The following is a 20,816-nucleotide window of genomic DNA, read 5'->3' as shown; positions in this document are numbered from 1 at the left end:
CATTGCCCCTCCTCACCTCAAGCGGGAACCAGTTCCTTTCGCAGCAGCTTCGCTGCGGCCACCATGTTCGACAGCGCCGCCTCGGTCTCGGGCCAGCCGCGGGTCTTGAGGCCGCAGTCGGGGTTGATCCAGAGGTTCTCGTGCGGCACCACGCCCGCGGCCTTGCGCATCAGGCGCACGATCTCGTCGACCGAGGGCACGCGCGGCGAGTGGATGTCGTACACGCCCGGGCCGATCTCGTTCGGGTAGCGGAAGCCACCCGCATCGTTTTCGCCGCCGAAACCTCGCAGGAGTTCCATGTCGGAGCGGCTGGTCTCGATGGTGATCACGTCGGCGTCCATTGCCGCGATCTCCGGCAGGATGTCGTTGAACTCCGAATAGCACATGTGCGTGTGGATCTGCGTCTCGTCGCGCACGCCTGAAGCGCTGATGCGGAAGGCGCGCGTGGCCGACTTCAGGTACGCAGGCCAGCCGGCGCGGCGCAGCGGCAGTCCTTCGCGAATCGCGGGTTCGTCGATCTGGATGATGCCGATGCCCGCGCCTTCGAGGTCGACCACCTCGTCGCGGATCGCCCAGGCAATCTGCTCGCAGGTGGTGGCGCGCGGCTGGTCGTCGCGCACGAAAGACCACTGCAGGATGGTGACGGGGCCGGTCAGCATGCCCTTCATCGGCAGCTTCGTCAGGCTCTGCGCATAGGCGCTCCACTCCACCGTCATCGCCGCCGGGCGCGCCACGTCGCCGAAGATCACCGGCGGCTTCACGCAGCGCGAGCCGTACGACTGCACCCAGCCGTTGGCGCTGAAGGCGAAGCCGTCGAGCTGCTCGCCGAAGTACTCGACCATGTCATTGCGCTCGGCTTCGCCATGCACCAGCACGTCGATGCCCAGTTCCTCCTGCTTGCGTACGGCGAGTGCGATCTCGGCGCGCATCTTCTCGCGGTAGCCGGCGGCGTCGAGCTCGCCGCGCTTGAAGGCGGCGCGCGCGGCGCGGATGTCCGGCGTCTGCGGGAACGAGCCGATGGTGGTGGTCGGCAGCACCGGCAAGGCGAAGCGCGTGCGCTGCACCGGTTGGCGCAGCGCAAAGACCGACACGCGGCTGTCGTCGCCGGCCACACTGCGCGCCAGGCGCAGGGCCACGTCGGCGCGGTGCACCCGCGGACTGGCGCGGCGTGCCGACACTGCCGCGCGGGCGGCCACCAGTTCGGTCGCGACCGAGGCTTCATCGCCGTCGATGGCCGCGCGCAGCACGCGCAGCTCGTCGAGCTTCTCGATGGCGAAGGCGAGCCACGACTTGAGCTCGGTGTCGAGCTTCGTCTCGGCCTCGAGGTTGAAAGGCACATGCAGCAGCGAACACGAAGGCGCGATCCACAGCTCGCCCTTGTGCTTCTCCGCCACTGGCCTGAGCTTGGCCAGCGCGGCATCAACGTCGGTACGCCAGATGTTGCGGCCATCGACCACGCCGACAGACAGCACCTTGTGCGCCGGCAGCCAGTCGGCCACGCCCGTCAGTTCCTGCGGCGAACGCACGGCGTCCACGTGCAGGCCCGCCACCGGCAGCTGGCAGGCCAGGCGCAGGTTGTCCGACAGCGGCGAGAAGTACGTGGCCAGCAGCAGCTTCGGCGCGCTGCGGGCCAGTTGCCAGTAGGCGCGCTCGAAGGCGTTGCGCCACGCGTCGGGCAGGTCGAGGCCGAGGATGGGCTCGTCGACCTGCACCCATTCCACGCCCTGCTGCTTCAACCGCCGAAGCACCTGTTCATAGACGGGCAGCAGCGAGTCGAGCAGCGAGAAGCGGTCGAAGCCGGCTTCCTTTTCCTTGCCGAGGTACAGGAAGCTCAGTGGCCCGAGCAGCACGGCCTTGACCGCGTGCCCGGCCTGCTGCGCCTGCGCCACTTCGTCGAACAGGCGCGTCGACACGAGCTTGAACTGCGTGGCCGCATCGAACTCGGGCACGAGGTAGTGGTAGTTGGTGTCGAACCACTTGGTCATTTCCAGCGCGAAAGTGCCTTCGGCGTGGTTGCAGCTGTCGTCGTGTACGTGGCCGGCTTCACTTTCCACGCCGCGCGCCATCGTGAAGTAACGCGAAAGTTCGGGTTCGCCGCCATGAAAGCCGAAGCGCGACGGCTCGCAGCCGAGCAGCTGGATATGGTTGGCCACGTGGTCGTAGTATGCAAAGTCGCCGACCGTCACGAAGTCGAGTCCCGCATCGCGCTGGGCCTGCCAGTGGCGCGCGCGCAGTTCTTCGCCGACCGCTTCGAGCGAGGCGCGATCGATCTCGCCGCGCCAGTGCTTTTCGAGGGCGAACTTGAGTTCCCGGTGGGCGCCCATGCGCGGAAAGCCGAGGGTGTGGATACGGGTGGTCATTTGCAAGTAGTAATCGCTGATCTTGGGAGCCTGCAATGGTCGGCGTTTGGGGCATATGATTCAAACGAAACCTTTTGCCCATTCGATTGAATAATTTTCATGTCGCAGTCGACCCTCGAAATACGCCACCTGCGCACGCTCATCGCGCTGCGCGACACCGGCAGCCTGGTGCGCGCAGCGCAGCTGCTCAACCTCACGCAATCGGCGCTGTCGCACCAGATCAAGCTGCTCGAGGACCGCTACGGCGCGCAGCTGTTCGAACGCAAGTCGGTGCCGCCCCAGTTCAGCACCACCGGCCTGCGGTTGCTGCAGCTGGCCGACACCGCCCTGCCGCTCATCGAGGAAGCCGAGCGTGACGTGGCCCGGCTCGCGCTGGGGCGCAGCGGGCAGCTGCGCATCGTGGTCGAGTGCCACACCTGCTTCGACTGGCTGATGCCGGCGATGGACGCGTTCCGCCAGCGCTGGCCCGAGATCGAGCTTGACATCGTCTCCGGCTTTCACCCCGACCCGATCGCGCTGGTACTGCAGAACCGCGCCGAGGTGGCGATCGTGTCCGAGGAAGACCCCGACGAAACCGTCGACTACCACGCGCTGTTTCGCTTCGAGATCATGGCGCTGCTGGCCAACGACCATCCGCTGACAGCCAAGGCGTATCTGACGGCGCGCCACTTCGCCAACCAGACGCTCATCACCTACCCCGTGCCCGACGACATGCTCGACATCGTGCGGCAGGTGCTGGCGCCGGCGGGCGTGGAGCCCGCGCACCGCCGCACCACCGAGCTCACGGTGGCGATGCTGCAACTGGTGGCGAGCGGGCGCGGCGTGGCGACGCTGCCGCTGTGGGCGGTGCAGAACTACCTCGACCGCGGCTACGTCACGGCACGCCGCGTGGGCAGCAAAGGGCTGACGGGGCGGCTCTACATGGCGTGCACGCGGGGCACGTCGGGGCAGCCATGGCTGGCGGACTTCGTGCGCATCACGCGCGAGAGTTGCTTCAAGAGCCTGCCGGGGATCGAGCTGCTGTAGCAATGGCACTGCAGAATCGCGACTTCGCATCCGCACTCGAGGACAGGAAGACCCGATGGCTCTGAAGAAAAAAGGCCGCTACTGGTACGGCGATGGTTCGGAAGACACCCAGGCCGAAATGCAGCGCTACAGCCAGGCCAACGCCTACCCGGCCACGCGGTTCGCGGCATCGGCATGCAGCTGCGGTCGACGCGTCTTCAAGCTCGAGACCGACGAAGACACGGGCGCGGCGCGGCGCACCTGCACGGCCTGCGGCAACGTTCACCTGATGGGCGACAGCGCCGAATACGCAGACGAAGCCGAGTTCGAGAACCACGAATGCGTCTGCGGCGCCGAAGCCTTCGAGCTGCTCTCGGGCGTAGCACTCCATGCCGACAGCACCGACGTGCGCTGGTACTACCTCGGCTGCCGCTGCACCAATTGCAGCCTCGTCGGTGTCTTTGCCGACTGGAAATGCGAAGGCGGGGACGCCGGCGACTTTCTCGCCGCCGTCTGACCGCGGCGCATCGCCTCGCCGATCCAGGCGCGGAAGGCCGCCACCTTCGGCCGATCGTGGCTGGCCTGCGGGTACACGAGGTAATAGGCGAAGTCTTCCAGCCATGCGGCCCTGAAGAGCCGCACCAGCCGGCCTTCTGCGACGTCGTTCGCCACCAGGGCCGCGGGCAGCAGGCCGACGCCCTGCCCCGCCTGCACCGCGCCCACCAGCAGCCCCGCATCGTCGAACGACGGCCCGCGGGCCGGGCCGGTGTCAGCAACGCCCTGTGCCTCGAACCACATGTGCCAGCCCTTGCGTTCCGCGTCGTTCACGCGCGGCCATTGCAGCAGGTCGGCCGGCTTCTTCGGCTTGCCGTGCTCGGCGACCAGCGCGGGCGCGGCGACGGCAACCATCTCGACCGTGAGCACGCGCTGGCTGGCAAGCCCGGGGTACCGGCCCATGCCGTGGCGGATGGCCACATCGATGCCGTCGCGCGAGAAATCGGCGAGCGTGTTGCTGGCCCGCACCTGCAGGTCGATGCCGGGATGCGCTTTCTGGAATGACTTGAGGTGCGGCACGAGCCAGGCGGCAGCGAAGAACGGCGTGGTGCTCACGGTGAGCAGGCCGGTGTCCGCAGGCACGGCCACCTTTTGCGTGGCGTCGCTGATCTGCCTGAAGGCATTGCGCACCGGTGGCAGGTAGGCCTGGCCCGCATCGGTCAGGAAGATGCCGCGGTTGACGCGGCGAAACAGCTCCACGCCGAGGTGCAGCTCCAGCGTCTTGACGAGCTGGCTCACGGCACCCGGCGTCACGCACAGTTCGTCCGCGGCGTTCTTCACCGAGAGATGGCGTGCGGCAGCCTCGAAGGCGCGCAGAGCGTTGAGCGGTGGGAGTTGGTGCTCCATGGTTTAGCTAATCTGATCCGAACCGGTCAGAAATTCTGGTTTGCGAAGCGGGCCTCGAAGCAGGAATATTGGCACACGCAGGGAAAGAAGAAAACCGATCTGATTCGCCACTCGCAACTATGAATTCAAATATTCTGATCCATCCAATGGAGGCCATCCGTTGAGCAACGGGGGCCTCTTCCGAGGCTGGCTGGTGGTCGCGGGCGCCTTCGCCGTGACCTTGGTCGGCTTCGGCAGCGCCTACACCTTCAGCGCCTTTCTCGAATCGCTGCAGAAAGACTTCGGCGCCTCGCGCGGCTCGGTGTCGCTGGTGTTCTCGCTGGCGGGCTTTCTCTACTTCGGCCTGGGCGTGCTGAGCGGGCCGCTGGCCGACCGCTGGGGTTCGCGGCGGCTGGCCGTCGCCGGCATGGTGCTGGTCGGGCTGGGGCTGGCCGTTGCGGGGCAGGCGCAGAGCCTCACGCAGATCTACCTGGCCTACGGGCTTGGCGTCGGCCTCGGGGTTGGCGCGTCGTATGTGCCGGTGCTGGGCGCGGTGCAGCGCTGGTTCGTCAGGCGGCGCGGCTTCGCGTCGGGGCTGGCGGTGAGCGGCATCGGCGTGGGCACGCTGGTGATGCCGCCGCTGGCGTCGCTGTTCATCCAAACCCTGGGCTGGCGGCACGCCTACATGGCACTCGGCGGGCTGGCGGTGGTGGTGGGCGTGGGCATGGCACTGCTGATAGAAAACGACCCGCGCGACCGGGGGCTCGGCCCCGACGGCGATCCGCCGCAGCCGCTGGCCGCTTCGGCCGGGCCCGAAGGCTTCACGGTGCGCGATGCAGTGCGCTCAAGGCGCTTCGCCGGCCTGTATGCGGCCTGCCTCATCAGCTCGTTCGGCCTGTTCGTGCCCTTCGTGCACCTCGTGCCCTACGCCCTGGACCACGGCGTGCCCAACGCCTCCGCGGTGCTGCTGCTGGGCGCCATCGGCGTCGGCAGCACGGCCGGGCGATTCTTTCTCGGTGGGCTGGCCGACCGCATGGGGCGTGCGCAGACCATGCTGCTGATGTCGACGGGCATGGCCCTGTCGCTGCTCGTGTGGGCGGCGTCCAGCGGCTTCCCGGGGCTGGCCGTGTTCGCGTTCTTCTACGGCGCGTTCTACGGCGGTTTCGTCGCGCTGCTGCCGGCGCTGGTCATGGACTACTTCGGCGGCCGCAACATCGGCGCGATCATCGGGGTGCTCTACACCAGCGTGGCCTTCGGCACGCTGGTCGGCCCCGCCGCCGCGGGCTTTGCCTTCGACATCAGCCGCAGCTACATGCTGCCGATCCTGTCCAGCGTGGGCGCCAACCTCGTGGCGGCCGGCATCATGTGGGCGATGTCGCGGATGGACGCTTCTGCAAAGCTCGCCCCGGCCGCCTCGGCGCGGGGTACAGTCGGGAATGACCCAACCGCCGCCCGCCGCTCCTAGCCAGCCTCCCGAGGCAGCTCCCGCCGAAATCACGGAGAACCAGGCAGTCATGCGTGCCTGGGCGCTTTTCGCGGTGCTCTTCGTGGTGGTGATCGGCCTGTTGTGGGCCCTGCACTCCCACTACGGCTGATCACAGAGCCCGCTTCAGGAAGCCTTCTGCACCAGCTTCAGCACGCTCGAGAAATCGAGCGCGCCGTGGCCGGCGAGGCTGTGTGCAGCATACAGGCTGCGCGCCAGCCCACCCAGGGGCGTGGCTGCGCGCACGGCGGTCGCGTTCTCTTGCGCCAGGCCCAGATCCTTGAGCATCAGGTCGGTGCCGAACCCTCCCGCGTAGTTCTTCGAGGCGGGCGACGTTTCCATCACGCCCGGCATCGGGTTGTACTTTTCCAGCGCCCAGTTGCCGCCCGAGCTGCGGCGCATGATCTCCGACAGCACCTTGGGGTCGAGCCCGTTGGCCACACCCAGCGCCAGCGCCTCCGAGGTGCCGATCATCAGGATGCCCAGCAGCATGTTGTTGCAGATCTTCGCGGTCTGCCCCGCGCCGGCCGCGCCGGCGTGGAAGATGTTGGCGCCCATCTTTTCGAGCACCGGGCGCGCGCGCTCCAGGTCACCCGTCTCGCCGCCGACCATGAAGGTCAGCGTGCCGGCAATCGCACCGCCGGTGCCGCCCGATACGGGCGCGTCGATCATCGCAACGCCCTTGGCGGCAGCGGCTTCGGCCACCTTGCGCGAGGTGGCTGCGGCGATGGTGCTGCTGTCGATCACCAATGTGCCGGCGCGGATGCTGTCGAGCAGGCCGGGTTTGCCGCCACTGCCGAGGAACAGCCCCTCGACGTGCGCGCTGGCCGGCAGCATGCTGATGACCACCTCGGCATCGGCCACCGTCTCGGCCGCCGATTTGGCAATGGGCAGGCCTTCGACGCCGAATTTCTTGCAGGCCTCGGCCGAGAGGTCGAAGGCGCTGAGCGTATGGCCTGCCTTGAGCAGGTTCATGGCCATCGGGCCGCCCATGTTGCCGAGGCCGATGAATGCGATCTTCATATGTCTTGTCTCCGTTGTTCTGTGCAGGAATCTATGCGTGTGGATCAGACCAGCGACGCCAGCTCGACCGGCATCTCGCCGCGCGGGCGCAGATGATCTTCGATGAATGCTGGCGTGATCTCTTCGAGCGTCGCGGGGCTCCAGCGCGGATTGCGGTCCTTGTCGACCAGCACCGCGCGGATGCCTTCGGCGAAGTCCTTGTGCGCGCAGAAGCCGAGCGAGGCCCAGTATTCGAGACGGAACACCTCGGCCAGCGACATGCGCAGAACTCGCTGCCACAGCTCGAAGCTCAGCGCGGCCGAGCTGGGTGCGCCTTTGGCGAAGGTCTTGGCTGCGGTCTGCAGCCATGTGTCATCGCTCTGCAGATCGCGCAAACGCCTTGCGATGTCGAGCAGGTCGTCGCCCGCCATCAGCGCGTTGATGGTGTCGTATTGCTCGCGCACCTTCGATGGCGGCATCTCGGTGCCCTCGCCCGCCTTGGCGAGGATGCGCGACAGCGTGGCGCGGTCGGCCTTGTTCTCGCCGGCCCATTTCGTCGAAGCGACGGCTTCCAGCACCTCGCCCTTGCGCTCCTGCGGCACCAGCACGTCGGCCAGCCCGCAGAAGATGGTGTCTGCCGCGTTGATGTTCGCGGCAGTGAGTGCGAGGAACAGGCCCGTGCGGCCCGGCGTGCGGCGCAGGAACCAGCTGCCGCCCACGTCGGGGTACAGGCCGATGTTGATCTCGGGCATGGCGATGCGGCTTTGCAGCGTCATCACGCGGTGCGAGGCGCCAGCCAGCAAGCCCACGCCGCCGCCCATCACGATGCCGTGACCCCAGCACAGGAAGGGCTTGGGGAAGGTGTGGATCAGGTGGTCCAGTTCGTACTCTTCGCGGAAGAAGTCTTCGGCGTAGGTGTTGCGCTCGGGGCCGCAGTCGAGCAGCGTCTGGTAGAGCTGGCGCAAATCGCCGCCGGCGCAGAAGGCTTTCTCGCCCGCGGCCTGCAGCAGGACGCCGACGATGCCTGCGTCCTTCGCCCATTCGCGCAGCTTGGGCGTGAGCAGGCGAACCATGTCCACGGAGAGCGCATTGAGCGAAGCCGGCGCGTTGAGGGTGGCAACGCCGAAGCGCTGGCCGCCGGCGGTCTTGATTTCGTCGAAGAGAACTACGGAGTCGGTCATTGTCTTGAGAGGTTCTGGATGCGAAAACTTCAGCGGATATCGCTGTCGCCCTCCAGCAATTTTCGCGCAACGATCACACGCATGATCTCGTTGGTGCCTTCGAGGATCTGGTGCACGCGCGCATCGCGCACCAGCCGCTCCAGCGGAAATTCGCTCAGGTAGCCATAGCCGCCATGCAGCTGCAGCGCGTCGTTGCAGACGTTGAAGCCCGCATCGGTCGCAAAGCGCTTGGCCATCGCACAATAGGTGCTGGCGTCGGCATGCCCGGCGTCGAGCTTCGATGCCGCCAGCCGCACCATCTGCCGCGCTGCCACCAGTTCGGTCGCCATATCGGCCAGCTTGAACTGCAGCGCCTGGAAGCTCGCGAGCGGCTTGCCGAACTGCTGGCGCTCGTGCAGGTAGCGGCGGGCCGCGTCGAGCGCCCCCTGCGCCGCGCCCACCGAGCAGGTCGCGATGTTGATGCGCCCGCCGTCGAGCCCCTTCATGGCAATGCGAAAGCCCTCGCCCTCCTTGCCCAGCAGGTTCTGCGCGGGAACGCGCACGTTGTCGAAGTTGATGCTTCGCGTGGGCTGGCTGTTCCAGCCCATCTTGTGCTCCTTCTTGCCGTAGCTGACGCCGGGCGCGTCGGCCGGCACCGCGAAGGCCGAGATACCGCTGGCGCCCGCGCCGCCCGTGCGCGCCATCAGCACCAGCACGTCGGTCGAGCCCGCGCCCGAGATGAAGGCCTTGCCGCCGTTGATGACGTACTCGGCGCCCCGCAGCTCGGCGCGCGTCTTCAGCGAACCCGCATCGGAGCCCGCGCCCGGCTCCGTCAGGCAGTACGACGCGAGCTTGCGCCCGCTCGTGAGTTCTTCGCCCCACTGCTGCGCCACGGCATCGGTGGCCCAGGTGCCGAGCATCCACGTCGCCATGTTGTGGATCGTGATGAAGGCCGTGGTCGAGGGGTCGACCGCGGCCATCTCCTCGAACACCAGCGCCGCATCGAGCCGCGGCAGTCCGAGGCCGCCGATGCGCTCGGGCGCATAGAGTCCGCAGAAGCCCAGTTCGCCGGCCTTGGCGATGGCCTCCTTCGGGAAGACGGCCTCCGCGTCCCACTGCGCCGCATGGGGCGCGAACTCGGCCTGCGCAAAGTCGCGCGCGCTTTGCGCGAAAGCGCGCTGCTCTTCGGAAAGTTCGAAGTCCATCCGGCGGACTTCTTACTTGAGGCTGATCGTGGTGTTGACGCCGTGCGAGACGGTGCTGTCGTCGAACCAGCGCGCCGTCACCGTCTTGGTCTGCGTGTAGAACATGATGACCTGCTTGCCGTACGGCCCCAGGTCGCCGAGCTTCGAGGCCCGCGAGCCGGTGAACGAGAACATCGGGACCGGCACCGGAATCGGCACATTGATGCCGACCTGGCCCACGTCGATGTCTTCCTGGAACCGGCGGGCGGCCGCGCCCGACTGCGTGAAGATCGCCGTGCCGTTGCCGTTCGGGTTGCTGTTGATCAGCTCGATGGCTTCGTCGATGGTCTCGGCGTCGGCGATGCACAGCACCGGGCCGAACACTTCCTGGTCATAGATCGACATGCCGGGCTTCACGCCGGTGAAGATCGTCGGGCCGACGAAGTTGCCCTTCTCGTAGCCGGGCACCGTGGGCTTGCGGCCGTCGAGCACGAGCTTGGCACCATCGGCCTCGCCGCGTTCGATGAGACCGTTCACGCGGTCGTAGGCAGCGCAGGACACCAGCGGCCCCACGTCCACGCCCTTCTCGGTGCCCGCACCGATCTTCAGCGTCCTGGCCTTCTCGATGAGTTCGGGCACCCAGTTGCGTGCCTCGCCCACCAGCACCGCGACCGACACGGCCATGCAGCGCTGGCCGGCTGCACCGAAGCTGGCGCCGGCCAGTGCGTTGAGCGTCTGCTCCTTGTTCGCGTCGGGCATCACGATGGCGTGGTTCTTCGCACCCATCATGCATTGGGCGCGCTTGCCGGCCAGCGTGGCGCGGTTGTAGACGTGCGTGCCGACCTTGGTCGAGCCGACGAAGCTGATCGCCTTGATGTCCTTGTGGTCGCAGATGCCGTTGACCACCGCTTCGCCGCCATGCACCACGTTGAGCACGCCGGGCGGAATGCCGGCTTCGAGTGCCAGTTCGCACAGGCGCATGGTGACCATCGGGTCCTGCTCGGAAGGCTTCAGCACGAAGGTGTTGCCGGTGACGATGGCCATCGGGAACATCCACAGCGGGATCATGGCCGGGAAGTTGAATGGCGTGATGCCGGCGCACACGCCCAGCGGCTGCAGCAGCGTGTAGGTGTCGACGCCGTTGGCCACGTTGTTGGCCAGCTCGCCCAGCTGCAGGTTGCCGATGTTCGATGCGTGCTCCACTACTTCGAGCCCGCGGAACACGTCGCCTTCGGCGTCGGGCAGCGTCTTGCCCTGCTCGGCCGTGAGGATGGCAGCCAGCTCGCTCATGTTCTCGCGGATGAGCTGCTGGTACTTCAGGAAGATGCGGGCGCGCGCGCCGATGGGGGTCTTGCGCCAGGTCTTGAAGGCCTCCTTGGCGGAGGCCACGGCAGCGTCGAGCTCGGCTTGCGTGGCGAAGGGCACACGGGCCAGCACCTGCTGCGTGGCCGGGTTGACGACATCGCGCCATTCGGTGGTCTTCGACTCGACGAGCTTGCCGCCGATCAGCAGCTTGACGGTGGCGACTTGCGTCGAGGGGGTGGTGGTGGCGTCCATGGGGTTTGTCTCCTGTAAATCTCGGGAAGGCGATGCCGGTCGGGGGCCGGTACAGCGTGCATCCTAGCTTTGCATATTTGCCATGACAATAGACAAATCTGCACCTTGGTTTTGCATAAATGCAGAATGCGGAACAAGGCGCAGAGGATGCAAACCTCCATCGAGAACCCGAACACACATGGACTGGGACAACCTGCGCTACTTCCTCGAACTCGCCCGCTCCGGCACGCTGATGAGCGCCGCGCGCCGCCTCGAGGTCGACCACACCACGGTGGCGCGCCGCATCCAGGCGCTGGAGAAGGAAGTCGGCGCCCCGCTGTTCTCGCGCGAAGCGGGCGGCCACCGCCTTACCGAGGCCGGCCGGCGGCTGCAGCCGCAAGTCGAGGCGATGGAGAGCGCCTTCCAGGCCGTGGAGAGCACCGCGCCGGCCTCGCAGGAGGGCCTGTCGGGGCTGGTGCGCATCGGCGCCACCGAGGGCTTCGGCACCGTGGTGCTCGCTCCGCAGCTCGCGCTGTTCGCGCTGCAGCATCCGAAGCTCACCATCGACCTGCTCGCGATGCCGCGGCTCGTGCACCTGTCGCGGCGCGAAGCCGACATCGTGATCTCGCTCGAACGGCCGGCGCGCGGACCGGTGGTCGTCACCAAGCTCACCGACTACACGCTGCGGCTCTATGCGTCGAAGAAGTACCTGGCAGCGCACAAGCCCATCAGGACGCGTGAAGACCTGCGCGGCCACACCTTCATCAGCTACGTAGACGACCTGCTGTTCAGCAAGGAGCTGCAGTACCTGGACGAACTGCACCGCCCCGACAGCTTCGCGCTGCGCAGCACCAGCGTGCTCGCGCAGCACAGTGCGGTGGCGGCGGGCGCGGGCATCGCGGTGCTGCCGGCCTTCATCGCCGAGAACGACAGCGCGCTGCGGCCCGTGCTGCCGGGGCAGGCGAACTTCACGCGCACCTTCTGGATGTCGATGCCGGAGGAAACCAAGCACCTGGCGCGCATGCAGGCGGTGTGGAGCTTCCTGCGCGAGACGGCGCAGGCCCGGCAGGCGCTGTTGCTCCCGGCCCCGCCCGGCGATGAGAATGGCGCGTCGCAGCAGCGGCCGGCCCGTTCGCGCAGGCCGGCCCCGTAGCAAGCCAACCCCGACACGGAGATTCGCCCCATGCCACGCCACCGCCCCGCCCGCCTGGAACACATCGCAGGCATCGGCGTCGACCGCATGGGCGCGATCGCCGACGACGCGGACGGCCCACCGTTCCTGCGGCTGGAGAACCTCGACGTCGACATCCCGCCCGACCCCGATGCCATCGCGCGCACCGTGCGTGCCGCCTCGGAAGACGCCGACAACAGCTACCTCCCGTTCGTCGGCCAGTCCCGGTTGCGCGAGATCGCGGCGCGGCATGTGTCCGCGCTCTCGGGCGTTGCCTACGACGCAGGCAACTGCGTGATCTCGGCCGGCGGGCTCTCGGGCATCCTCAACGCGCTGCTCGCAACCGTCGAGGTGGGCGACGAAGTGCTGGTCACCGATCCGACCTACGCCGGCCTGCTCAACCGCATCCGGCTCGCCGGCGGCACGCCGAAGTACCTGCCCTTTGCATTCAACCCCGGCGGCGAATGGAAGCTGGACCGCGCCGCGCTGCAAACGGCCATCGGCCCCCGCGTGCGCGTGATGCTGCTGATGTCGCCGTCGATGCCGACGGGCGGGTACTTCGACGCGGACGACTGGCGCACCATCGCCGCACTGTGCGTGCGGCACGACCTGACGCTGATCCTCGACACCGCCATGGAACGCCTGCTGTACGACGGCCGCGAGGTCATCCACCCCGCGGGCCTGCCCGGCATGGCCGAACGCACGATCACGGTGGGTTCATCGGCCAAGGAGCTGCGCATGATCGGCTGGCGCGTGGGCTGGACCGTGGCACCCGAGAGCTACATGCCGGACCTCGTGGCCGTGTCGCTCGCGAACGTGGTGGTGCCCGTGGGGATTGCGCAGGACGCGGTGGCCACGGCGCTGGCGCAATCGGCGCACACGCTCGCGCCGTATGTGGGTGAACTGGAGCGGCGGCGCGACACGGTGCTCGATGAACTCAGGGGACTGCCGGTCGGCGTGCCCGCGGGCGGCTGGTCATTGCTGCTGCGTGCGAGCGACTTCGGCATCGACGGGCAGACGCTGTCGGAGCGCCTGCTGAAGCATCGCGTGTGCGCCACCGCGATGAAGGACTGGGGCGAGACGCATGGCGCGCAGTACCTGCGCTTCGTGTTTTCCAACGAGCCGGTCGAACGGCTGCGCGGACTGGGCGAGAAGGTGCGCGCCGCGCTGGACGCCTAGCGGCGTGCCCGGGCCGGCAGCGCCGCACCGCCGGAAAGCGGGCGGTACCAGGCCAGGTACACCACCACCAGGACGGCCAGGAACGGAAGGCCCACCAGCAGCGTCAACCTGAACATCGGCGTGAAGTATGTGGTGACCAGGATCGCCAGCACCAGCCCCGCGCCCAGCAGCGTGAGCCACGGAAAGCCCCACATGCGGAAGCCTGGGCCGGGGCGCCCTTCCTTCACCCAGCGGCGGCGAAAGAACCAGTGGGTCGTGAAGATCATGAACCAGGTGAACAGGCCGCCGAACATGGCGATGGCCATCATCAGCGCGAACGACTGCTCTGGCGCGACGACGCTCAGCGCGGTGGCGATGGCAATGCCGGCACAGGAGATCGCCAGCGCGTCGACCGGCACGCCGTTGCCGCGGATGCGGCCGAAGCGCTTGGGCGCATGACCGGCGCGCGACAGGCTGAACATCATGCGCGTGGCGATGTAGAGCAGGCTGTTCATGGCCGACAGCGCGGCGATCAGCACCACGAAGTTGATCACCGCGGCGGCGCCGGGAATTCCGATGATTTCCATCACCTTCACGAACGGGCTCTTGTCGGCGTTGGTGGCGTTCCACGGCACGATGGCCAGCATCAACGCGATCGATGCGAGGTAGAACACCGCCAGGCGCAGCATGGTGGCGCGGAAGGCACCGGTCACCGCGCGCTCCGGGTCCTTGGCTTCGCCGGCGGCGACGGCGATGGTCTCGACGCTCATGTAGCTGAAGATGGCGACCACGACCGCCACCCAGGTGCCCCACACGCCCTTGGGAAAGAAGCCTCCCTGCACGGCGTAGTTGTCCAGGCCGATGCCCGCGGGGCGCGAGCCGAACACCACGTAGGCGCCGATCAGGATGAACAGCACGATGGCCACGATCTTGACCATCGAGAACCAGTACTCGACGAAGCCGAAGGCCTTCACGCTCATGGCGTTGACCATGATCAGCAGTGCCGAGAACAGCACCACCCAGAGCCACTGCGGCGAGCCGGGAAACCAGTACGCCATGTACACGCCGATGGCCGTGACCTCGGTGCCCACTGCCAGCACCACGCAGGCCCAATAGACGTAGCGCACGATGAAGCCGGCCCACGGGCCGATGTAGTGCTCGGCGTAGGCGCCGAACGAGCCCGAGGTGGGATGCGCCACTGTCATCTCGGCGAGGCAGCCCATCAGCAGCAGCGCGATGAGGCCGCCGATCGCGTAGCTCACGAGCACGCTGGGGCCGGCCAGGCCGATGGCGAAGCCGCTGCCGAGGAACAGGCCGGTGCCGATGGCTCCGCCGATCGCGATCATCGCCATCTGGCCTGCGGAAAGCTCCTTCTGCAGGCCCTTTTCCCTGTTCGATATTTCCTGAAAGCTGCTGGACATCGTCATCTCCTCGTATTTTGGAAAGTCATGCGGATGCAGGAGGCTCGGGGATCACGGCGTAGGCCACGATCTCGAGCTTCATGCCGGGCACCACGAGGCCGTTGACGCCCATGCTCGACCGGTTGGGGTAAGGCGCCTCGAAGAACTCGCGATACACCGCATCGATGGCCTTCATGTCCTGCACGTCGGTCATGTAGATCAGCACCTGGGTCACGTCGTGCAGCGTGCCGCCGGCAGCATGGAGCGCGCGGCGCAGGTTGGCGAAGGTCAGGCGAGCCTGATCGTCGACGGCGCCGGTGTCGATGCTGCCGTCGGAGCGCACGGGGCCGTGCGCGGTGAACAGCAGGCCGGCCGATTTCACGGCCCAGGAAAACGGCTGGCTCAGCGCGGGCAGGCCGACGTCGATGATCTCTTTCATGGCATTCCTCGCCGGCTGTGTCATCGGCCCAGCACGGCGGCCATGGACGCCGCCACGTGATCGACGTTGCCGTCGGTCAGGCCCGAGATGCACATCCGGCCCGAGCGGACCAGGTACACCGCGTGCTCGTCGCGCAGGCGGGTCACCTGCGCTTCGTTCAAGCCCGTGTAGCTGAACATGCCGCGCTGCGTGAGCAGGTAGTCGAAGTTGCGCCGGCCCTGGAATCTTTCGTCCAGCGCGGCGTGCAGGCGCTCGCGCATGGCGCGGATGCGCTGGCGCATCTGCGCGGTTTCCTGCGTCCACAGCGCGAACAGCTCGGCGCTGCGCAGCACCGTGGCGACGATGCGCGCCCCATGGGTGGGCGGCGTCGAGTAGTTGGCGCGCACCGTGGCTTTCAGCTGTCCGAGCACCGTCTGCGCCGTGGCGCTGTCGGCGCACACCACGCTGAGGCCGCCGCAGCGTTCGCCGTACAGCGAGAAGTTCTTGGAGAAGGAATTGGCCACGAAGAATTGCAGACCCGCGTCGGCGAGCGCGCGCAGCGCGAAGGCGTCTTCGTCCAACCCGTCGCCGAAGCCCTGGTAGGCGATGTCGACGAACGGGATCAGGCCGCGGTCGCGCAGCACCGGAATCAGCGCCTGCCACTGGGCCGGCGAGAGGTCGACGCCGGTCGGGTTGTGACAGCTCGCGTGCAGCAGCACGATGCCGTGGCGCGGCAGGGTCGCGAGCCTGGCCAGCATCTCGTCGAAGCACAGGCCTCCGGTGGCCGGGTCGTAGTAGGGGTAGGTGTTGACGGCCAGGCCCGCGCCTTCGAACAGCGCGCGATGGTTCTCCCAGGTGGGGTCGCTGACCCAGACCTGGGACTCGGGGAAGTAGCGGCGCAGGAAATCGGCGCCCACCTTGAGCCCGCCCGAGCCGCCGAGGGTCTGCAGCGTGGCGATGCGGCCGCTGGCCACGGCCTCGTGCCCGGCACCGAAGAGCAGGCGCTGCACGGCCTGGCGGTAGTCCGCCACGCCTTCGATCGGCAGGTACGGACGCGGGCCGATGCCGTCGAGCAATGCGGTCTCGGCCTTGCGCACGGCTTCCATGACGGGCAGCCGGCCCGCGCCGTCGAAGTAGATGCCGATGCTGAGGCTGACCTTGTTCGTCCGCGGATCTTTCTGGAAGTCTTCCATCAAGGACAGGATGGGGTCGCCGGCATAGGACGGAACGTGGGCGAACAGGGGGGGCGGTGACATGGACATGGTCGTGGAGGCTGGAGCTTCTGGAGGGGGGCAGGAAAAGCGCAACCGGGACCGGTCTTGCTTCTGAATTTCACGCAATGCTATGCATCGAATCGACAAATAACGTAGTGTTGAACCCTACATATATCAATTTGAGGTATGTTTATTCTCATTTTTCAATTTGAAGAAATAATTATGCAAACCGACCTCGATTTGACCGACCGGAAGCTGTTGAAGGCGCTGCAAGACAACGCACGGCTCACCACGGGCGAGCTCGCACAGATGACGCAGCTGTCGCAATCGCCCTGCTGGCGCCGCATCAAACGCATGGAAGAAAGCGGGCTGATCGCCGGCTACCAGGCCCGGCTCAGCCGTCGCGCGCTGGGGTATGGGGTCATGGCGTTCGTGATGATTGGCATCGACCACCAGAACGACGCCCGCTCCACCGAGTTCGAGGAGGCAGTCCAGGCCATTCCCGAGGTGGTGATGTTCCACGGCATCTCCGGGCCCGAGGATTTCATGCTGGTGGTCGTGGCACGCGACCTGGACCACTACTCCACGCTGCTGCAGACCCGGCTGCATCGGCTGCCCGGCGTGCGGCAGGTGCGCACGAGCTTCTCGCTCCAGGAATTCAAGGGCTTCGAGGGGCTGCCGATCCCCGCCCCAGCGCAGGCCGGGGAGTAGACGCGCGCCCCTCGCCCAGCGATGCGCGGCGCCTACCCGGTCGTGACGGCCGGCCACACCGGCGCATCGCTGCCCGGCGGCATCGACGGCCGCGGCCATGCCGCAGGCGTTCGCGGCAGCTGCGCACTGTGGCGCAACGCCGCGAGCTCACCAAAGCCGGAAGCCGAGGTCTCGACGTACGGCTTGATATCGGGCCTCGCGATCGACAGCCCATTCGGCACGCGCCCCAGCCCGCGCAGCCACTGCCCCGTCTGCGCCAGCGACACCTGCACATGCCAGCTGCCGCCTTCCCGCTGCTGGCGCCAGAGCGCCGCAGCGGCGCCGAAGGCGATCAGGTAGCCGGTGGCCTCGTCGAGGATCTGCATGGGCAGCGGGCGCGGCCTGCCGTCGCCTGCAGCCTCGCCCTCGGCATGGTTGAAGCCCATGGCAGTCTGCACCAGCGAATCGAAGCCGCGCCGGTCAGCCCACGGCCCCTGCGTGCCATAGGCCGTGAGCGAGACGCAGACGATGCCCGGCCGCTCGCGCGCCAGCGCCTCGGGGCCGAAGCCCAGCGCCTTGATGCCGCCGGGACGGTAGCCCTGCACGAAGACGTGTGCGTCGGCGACGAGGCCGTGCAGCACGGCGCGACCTTCGTCGGTGCGCAGGTCCACGTGCGCCGAGAGCTTGCCGCGGCTGGTGTCGGCAATGGCTTCGATGTTCGGCAGTTGCGGCGAATTGACCAGCATCACGTCGGCGCCATAGGCCGCGAGCGCGCGGCCGCCGACCGGTCCCGCGAGGATGCGCGTGAGGTCGAGCACACGCAGGCCGCTCAGCGGACGCTGGTCTTCGCGCAGCGGCGGCAGTGCGAGTGGTGGCGCATCGCCGATGCGCTCAAGCGTGAAGAGCGGTTGGGCCGCGATGGCCTGCCCTTGCGGAGTCGCATCCCACTCGTCAAAGCGCCGCAGCGCGGTCGCCACCAGCCCCAGTGCCGAGGCCGCCTCTTCGAAATCGAGCGCGCGCCAGCCGGCCATCGCAGCCTCGGCGTCGGCGCGGGTGGCGGTGGCCGGGCCCAGCTTCATCAAGCGCAATGCACCGTCTCGGTGGTGCGCGAAGTTCGCATGCACGCGCACCCAGCCGTCCGCGCAGCGGTACAGCCCCGAGAAGGCGTCCCACGGGTCGGGCACGCGGCCGTCGAGGCTGAACCAGCCGGTGCAGTCGAGTGCCGCATGCTGCATGTCGACGCCGGCCTGCTGCCGCGCCGTGCCGCGCCTGTGCCCCAGTTCGCAGGCCGCGAGCGCGGCCGCCGCGATGGTGCTCTGCGCCGCTGTGCCGACCGCGAAGGACGACGGCAGCACTGGGTCGGCGCCCGTCAATCGCGCGAACACCAAGGCTTCGGCGGGCAGGCCCGCCTGCTGCCAGATGTCGCCCAGAACTTCGCTTGCATTCATTCCGTCTCTCCAGGAAAAAAGGCAGGGCCCGCTTGCGCGGCCCTGCCCTTTGTCGTCGTTGCGTTCGCAGCCTTGTTACTGGATCAGCTTCGCACCCGTCTTGGCCTGCAGCGTATCGAAGCTCACGCCCGGCGCCAGCTCGACGACCTTCAGGCCTTCGGGCACCACGTCCATCACGGCCAGGTCGGTGATGATGCGGTCGACCACGGCCACACCGGTCAGCGGAAGCGTGCACTGTTCGAGGATCTTCAGGTCCTCGGTGCCGTCCTTCTTCTTGGCCACATGCTCCATCAGCACGATCACGCGCTTCACGCCGGCCACGAGGTCCATCGCGCCGCCCATGCCCTTGACCATCTTGCCGGGGATCATCCAGTTGGCGAGGTCGCCCTTCACGCTCACCTGCATGGCACCGAGGATCGACAGGTTGATCTTGCCGCCGCGGATCATCGCGAAGCTGTCATGGCTGCCGAAGATGGCCGAGCCGGGCAGCGTGGTGACGGTCTGCTTGCCGGCGTTGATGAGGTCGGCGTCGACGTTGTCTTCGGTCGGGAACGGGCCGATGCCGAGCATGCCGTTCTCGCTCTGCAGCCACACTTCCTTGGTGCCGGTGTGGTTGGCCACCAGCGTCGGAATGCCGATGCCGAGGTTGACGTAGAAGCCGTCTTCGAGTTCTTGCGCGGCGCGGGCCGCCATCTGGTCTTGGGTCCAGGGCATCTCAGGCTCCTTCTTTCTTGTTGACGACCTTGGCTGGCACTTCACTGCCTGCAGCGGCCTGGGCGATGGCGGTCTGGGCCTCGACCTTGGCGGCGACGGCATCGACCGAGGCGCTCACGGTGCGCTTCTCGATGCGCTTCTCGGGCTTGGCGTTGAGCACGATGCGGTGCACGTAGATGCCCGGCAGGTGGATGTCGTCGGGGGCCAGTTCGCCCACCTCGACGATCTTCTCGACCTCGACGATGCAGATCTTGCCGGCCATGGCGGCGGCCGGGTTGAAGTTGCGCGCCGTGAGGCGAAAGCGCAGGTTGCCCGACTTGTCGGCCACGTGGGCCTTCACCAGCGCCACGTCGGGCACCAGCGAGCGTTCCATCACGTAGGTTTCGCCGTCGAACTCGCGCAGCTCCTTGCCCTCGGCCACCTGCGTGCCCACGCCGGTCTTGGTGAAGAAGGCCGGGATGCCCGCGCCGCCGGCGCGCAGCTTCTCGGCCAGCGTGCCCTGGGGCGTGAATTCGAGGGCCAGTTCGCCCGCGAGGTACTGGCGCTCGAACTCCTTGTTCTCGCCGACGTAGGACGCAATCATTTTCTTGATCTGGCGCGTCTCCAGCAGCTTGCCGAGGCCGAAGCCGTCGACGCCCGCGTTGTTCGACACGACGGTGAGGTTCTGCACGCCGGAGTCCTTCAGCGCGTCGATCAGCGCTTCGGGAATGCCGCACAGGCCGAAGCCGCCGACCGCGAGCATCTGCCCGTCGGCGACGACCCCCTTGAGTGCCGCGTCCGCGGTGGGATAAATCTTGTTCACTCGGGCTCCTTGATGGGTGAATGGAGAGAGGTGGGAAAGCCCTGAACGATACTACCTACTCGCATACGTAGTATTTCGTAATGGTGACCCCCGATGCCCGAGATCGATTACCGGCTGGCCTTTGAACACGCGCCCGTCGGCATGGTGGTGTCGAGCAACCGCACCATCGTGGCCTGCAACGTTCGCGTGTGCGAGATTTTTGGCGCAACGCCCTCCGCATTGGTCGGGCATTCGTTCAGCATCCTGTACCCCAGCGTGGTCGAGTTCGAGCGCATCGGCAAGCGCATGGAGCCCTTTCTGAATGCCAGCGGGCACTACGCCGACAACCGCATGATGAAGCGCCTGGGCGGACTGCACGGCGCCATCGCCGGCGAGACCTTCTGGTGCCACGTCACCGGCCACGCCATGAACCGCGCCGCGCCGCACGAGGCCGGCATCTGGACCTTCGAGGACCTGGGCTCGCGCCGCGCCGTCAAGGCCGAACTCACGCCGCGCGAGCGCGAGGTGGCGGCGCAAGTGATGCGCGGGCTGACCTCGAAGGAGATCGGCAAGGCGCTGGGCATCAGCCACCGCACGGTGGAACTGCACCGGGCCCGGCTGATGCGCAAGTACGCGGCCGCGACCACCGCGGAACTGGTGCAGAAGCTGATCGCGGGCTAGTCAAGCTGTAGCCGGTCGTGCCCGTATTTCG

General features: G+C 67.4%; 19 protein-coding genes. 7 read left to right on the top strand and 12 right to left on the bottom strand.

All coding sequences use genetic code 11. The features are described 5' to 3' along the window. Positions 1-17: 17 nt before the first annotated feature. Entirely contained in the window at positions 18-2,360 is a 2,343-nt protein-coding gene (gene metE / locus ACEN9N_RS06945; RefSeq protein WP_495655722.1) for a 5-methyltetrahydropteroyltriglutamate--homocysteine S-methyltransferase, read from the bottom strand. Positions 2,361-2,459: 99 nt separating this feature from the next. Between metE and ACEN9N_RS06940 the strand changes: the two genes are divergently transcribed. Together ACEN9N_RS06940 and ACEN9N_RS06935 are read left to right on the top strand one after the other, a co-directional pair. After that, positions 2,460-3,386 (top strand): LysR family transcriptional regulator, encoded by a 927-nt coding sequence (locus ACEN9N_RS06940; RefSeq protein ID WP_007834548.1) that lies wholly within the window; start codon positions 2,460-2,462, stop codon positions 3,384-3,386. Positions 3,387-3,441: 55 nt separating this feature from the next. Beyond that, positions 3,442-3,882: a hypothetical protein gene (locus ACEN9N_RS06935; RefSeq protein ID WP_478178805.1), complete on the top strand. Its 441-nt coding sequence runs from the start codon at positions 3,442-3,444 to the stop codon at positions 3,880-3,882. On the opposite strand, the gene gcvA is transcribed toward ACEN9N_RS06935, so the two are convergent. Then, positions 3,783-4,766 carry a transcriptional regulator GcvA gene (gene gcvA / locus ACEN9N_RS06930; protein ID WP_495655721.1) on the bottom strand — a complete coding sequence of 328 codons (984 nt, stop codon included), beginning with the start codon at positions 4,764-4,766 and terminating at the stop codon, positions 3,783-3,785. The two genes, ACEN9N_RS06935 and gcvA, sit on opposite strands and share 100 nt — an antisense overlap. A 160-nt stretch (positions 4,767-4,926) precedes the next feature. Between gcvA and ACEN9N_RS06925 the strand changes: the two genes are divergently transcribed. Next, complete coding sequence (locus ACEN9N_RS06925; protein ID WP_495655720.1) at positions 4,927-6,210, top strand: MFS transporter; 1,284 nt, start codon at positions 4,927-4,929, stop codon at positions 6,208-6,210. A gap of 144 nt (positions 6,211-6,354) precedes the next feature. Here ACEN9N_RS06925 and mmsB read toward each other — a convergent pair whose 3' ends face one another. From mmsB to ACEN9N_RS06905, 4 genes are read right to left on the bottom strand one after another with little or no spacing between them, the layout of a single operon-like run. Continuing rightward, positions 6,355-7,251, bottom strand: coding sequence for a 3-hydroxyisobutyrate dehydrogenase (gene mmsB / locus ACEN9N_RS06920; protein WP_495655719.1), 897 nt, complete (start codon positions 7,249-7,251; stop codon positions 6,355-6,357). A 44-nt stretch (positions 7,252-7,295) separates the two neighbouring features. Continuing rightward, complete coding sequence (locus ACEN9N_RS06915; protein ID WP_413333266.1) at positions 7,296-8,411, bottom strand: enoyl-CoA hydratase/isomerase family protein; 1,116 nt, start codon at positions 8,409-8,411, stop codon at positions 7,296-7,298. A gap of 29 nt (positions 8,412-8,440) precedes the next feature. Further along, positions 8,441-9,595 carry an acyl-CoA dehydrogenase family protein gene (locus tag ACEN9N_RS06910; RefSeq protein WP_007834531.1) on the bottom strand — a complete coding sequence of 385 codons (1,155 nt, stop codon included), beginning with the start codon at positions 9,593-9,595 and terminating at the stop codon, positions 8,441-8,443. Positions 9,596-9,607: 12 nt separating this feature from the next. Further along, positions 9,608-11,131, bottom strand: coding sequence for a CoA-acylating methylmalonate-semialdehyde dehydrogenase (locus ACEN9N_RS06905; RefSeq protein ID WP_007834530.1), 1,524 nt, complete (start codon positions 11,129-11,131; stop codon positions 9,608-9,610). Between the two features lie 178 nt (positions 11,132-11,309). On the opposite strand from ACEN9N_RS06905, the gene ACEN9N_RS06900 reads away from it, so the two are divergent. Both ACEN9N_RS06900 and ACEN9N_RS06895 read left to right on the top strand, forming a co-directional pair. Next, a complete protein-coding gene (locus tag ACEN9N_RS06900) occupies positions 11,310-12,263 on the top strand; it encodes a LysR family transcriptional regulator (RefSeq protein WP_007834527.1) in 954 nt (317 codons plus the stop codon). Between the two features lie 30 nt (positions 12,264-12,293). Beyond that, positions 12,294-13,460 (top strand): pyridoxal phosphate-dependent aminotransferase, encoded by a 1,167-nt coding sequence (locus tag ACEN9N_RS06895; RefSeq protein WP_495655718.1) that lies wholly within the window; start codon positions 12,294-12,296, stop codon positions 13,458-13,460. Here the strand turns inward: ACEN9N_RS06895 and ACEN9N_RS06890 are convergent. The 3 genes from ACEN9N_RS06890 to ACEN9N_RS06880 are packed head-to-tail and all read right to left on the bottom strand — an operon-like array spanning position 13,457 to position 16,498. Continuing rightward, positions 13,457-14,860 (bottom strand): amino acid permease, encoded by a 1,404-nt coding sequence (locus ACEN9N_RS06890; RefSeq protein ID WP_495655717.1) that lies wholly within the window; start codon positions 14,858-14,860, stop codon positions 13,457-13,459. The genes ACEN9N_RS06895 and ACEN9N_RS06890 overlap by 4 nt on opposite strands. 25 nt (positions 14,861-14,885) lie before the next feature. Beyond that, complete coding sequence (locus tag ACEN9N_RS06885; RefSeq protein ID WP_007834522.1) at positions 14,886-15,278, bottom strand: RidA family protein; 393 nt, start codon at positions 15,276-15,278, stop codon at positions 14,886-14,888. Between the two features lie 20 nt (positions 15,279-15,298). Then, positions 15,299-16,498 (bottom strand): amino acid aminotransferase, encoded by a 1,200-nt coding sequence (locus ACEN9N_RS06880; RefSeq protein WP_193386559.1) that lies wholly within the window; start codon positions 16,496-16,498, stop codon positions 15,299-15,301. A gap of 195 nt (positions 16,499-16,693) precedes the next feature. Between ACEN9N_RS06880 and ACEN9N_RS06875 the strand changes: the two genes are divergently transcribed. Next, positions 16,694-17,182 carry an Lrp/AsnC family transcriptional regulator gene (locus ACEN9N_RS06875; RefSeq protein WP_007834520.1) on the top strand — a complete coding sequence of 163 codons (489 nt, stop codon included), beginning with the start codon at positions 16,694-16,696 and terminating at the stop codon, positions 17,180-17,182. 32 nt (positions 17,183-17,214) lie between these two features. Here the strand turns inward: ACEN9N_RS06875 and ACEN9N_RS06870 are convergent, their stop codons facing one another. The 3 genes from ACEN9N_RS06870 to ACEN9N_RS06860 all read right to left on the bottom strand — a co-directional run bounded on the left by ACEN9N_RS06870 (position 17,215) and on the right by ACEN9N_RS06860 (position 20,065). Then, complete coding sequence (locus ACEN9N_RS06870) at positions 17,215-18,609, bottom strand: CoA transferase (protein ID WP_495655716.1); 1,395 nt, start codon at positions 18,607-18,609, stop codon at positions 17,215-17,217. A 75-nt stretch (positions 18,610-18,684) separates the two neighbouring features. After that, positions 18,685-19,323, bottom strand: coding sequence for a 3-oxoacid CoA-transferase subunit B (locus ACEN9N_RS06865; RefSeq protein ID WP_007834518.1), 639 nt, complete (start codon positions 19,321-19,323; stop codon positions 18,685-18,687). Position 19,324: 1 nt separating this feature from the next. Then, positions 19,325-20,065: a CoA transferase subunit A gene (locus tag ACEN9N_RS06860; RefSeq protein WP_495656357.1), complete on the bottom strand. Its 741-nt coding sequence runs from the start codon at positions 20,063-20,065 to the stop codon at positions 19,325-19,327. A 153-nt stretch (positions 20,066-20,218) separates the two neighbouring features. Between ACEN9N_RS06860 and ACEN9N_RS06855 the strand changes: the two genes are divergently transcribed. Then, on the top strand, positions 20,219-20,785 hold the full coding sequence (locus tag ACEN9N_RS06855) for a LuxR C-terminal-related transcriptional regulator (RefSeq protein ID WP_007834514.1): 567 nt from the start codon (positions 20,219-20,221) through the stop codon (positions 20,783-20,785). Positions 20,786-20,816 lie beyond the last annotated feature (31 nt).

The sequence above is a fragment of the Variovorax sp. Varisp46 genome (assembly GCF_059491885.1).
The sequence above is the reverse complement of the archived record's forward strand: the minus strand, read 5'-3'. Positions and strand labels throughout refer to the sequence as shown.

Excerpts from the sequence above, each read along its gene's own strand:
- metE (WP_495655722.1), bottom strand. The coding sequence starts at position 2,360 with ATGACCACCCGTATCCACACCCTCGGCTTTCCGCGCATGGGCGCCCAC.
- ACEN9N_RS06940 (WP_007834548.1), top strand. The coding sequence starts at position 2,460 with ATGTCGCAGTCGACCCTCGAAATACGCCACCTGCGCACGCTCATCGCG.
- ACEN9N_RS06935 (WP_478178805.1), top strand. The coding sequence starts at position 3,442 with ATGGCTCTGAAGAAAAAAGGCCGCTACTGGTACGGCGATGGTTCGGAA.
- gcvA (WP_495655721.1), bottom strand. The coding sequence starts at position 4,766 with ATGGAGCACCAACTCCCACCGCTCAACGCTCTGCGCGCCTTCGAGGCT.
- mmsB (WP_495655719.1), bottom strand. The coding sequence starts at position 7,251 with ATGAAGATCGCATTCATCGGCCTCGGCAACATGGGCGGCCCGATGGCC.
- ACEN9N_RS06915 (WP_413333266.1), bottom strand. The coding sequence starts at position 8,411 with ATGACCGACTCCGTAGTTCTCTTCGACGAAATCAAGACCGCCGGCGGC.
- ACEN9N_RS06910 (WP_007834531.1), bottom strand. The coding sequence starts at position 9,595 with ATGGACTTCGAACTTTCCGAAGAGCAGCGCGCTTTCGCGCAAAGCGCG.
- ACEN9N_RS06905 (WP_007834530.1), bottom strand. The coding sequence starts at position 11,131 with ATGGACGCCACCACCACCCCCTCGACGCAAGTCGCCACCGTCAAGCTG.
- ACEN9N_RS06900 (WP_007834527.1), top strand. The coding sequence starts at position 11,310 with ATGGACTGGGACAACCTGCGCTACTTCCTCGAACTCGCCCGCTCCGGC.
- ACEN9N_RS06895 (WP_495655718.1), top strand. The coding sequence starts at position 12,294 with ATGCCACGCCACCGCCCCGCCCGCCTGGAACACATCGCAGGCATCGGC.
- ACEN9N_RS06890 (WP_495655717.1), bottom strand. The coding sequence starts at position 14,860 with ATGTCCAGCAGCTTTCAGGAAATATCGAACAGGGAAAAGGGCCTGCAG.
- ACEN9N_RS06885 (WP_007834522.1), bottom strand. The coding sequence starts at position 15,278 with ATGAAAGAGATCATCGACGTCGGCCTGCCCGCGCTGAGCCAGCCGTTT.
- ACEN9N_RS06875 (WP_007834520.1), top strand. The coding sequence starts at position 16,694 with ATGCAAACCGACCTCGATTTGACCGACCGGAAGCTGTTGAAGGCGCTG.
- ACEN9N_RS06870 (WP_495655716.1), bottom strand. The coding sequence starts at position 18,609 with ATGAATGCAAGCGAAGTTCTGGGCGACATCTGGCAGCAGGCGGGCCTG.
- ACEN9N_RS06865 (WP_007834518.1), bottom strand. The coding sequence starts at position 19,323 with ATGCCCTGGACCCAAGACCAGATGGCGGCCCGCGCCGCGCAAGAACTC.
- ACEN9N_RS06860 (WP_495656357.1), bottom strand. The coding sequence starts at position 20,065 with ATGCTCGCGGTCGGCGGCTTCGGCCTGTGCGGCATTCCCGAAGCGCTG.
- ACEN9N_RS06855 (WP_007834514.1), top strand. The coding sequence starts at position 20,219 with ATGCCCGAGATCGATTACCGGCTGGCCTTTGAACACGCGCCCGTCGGC.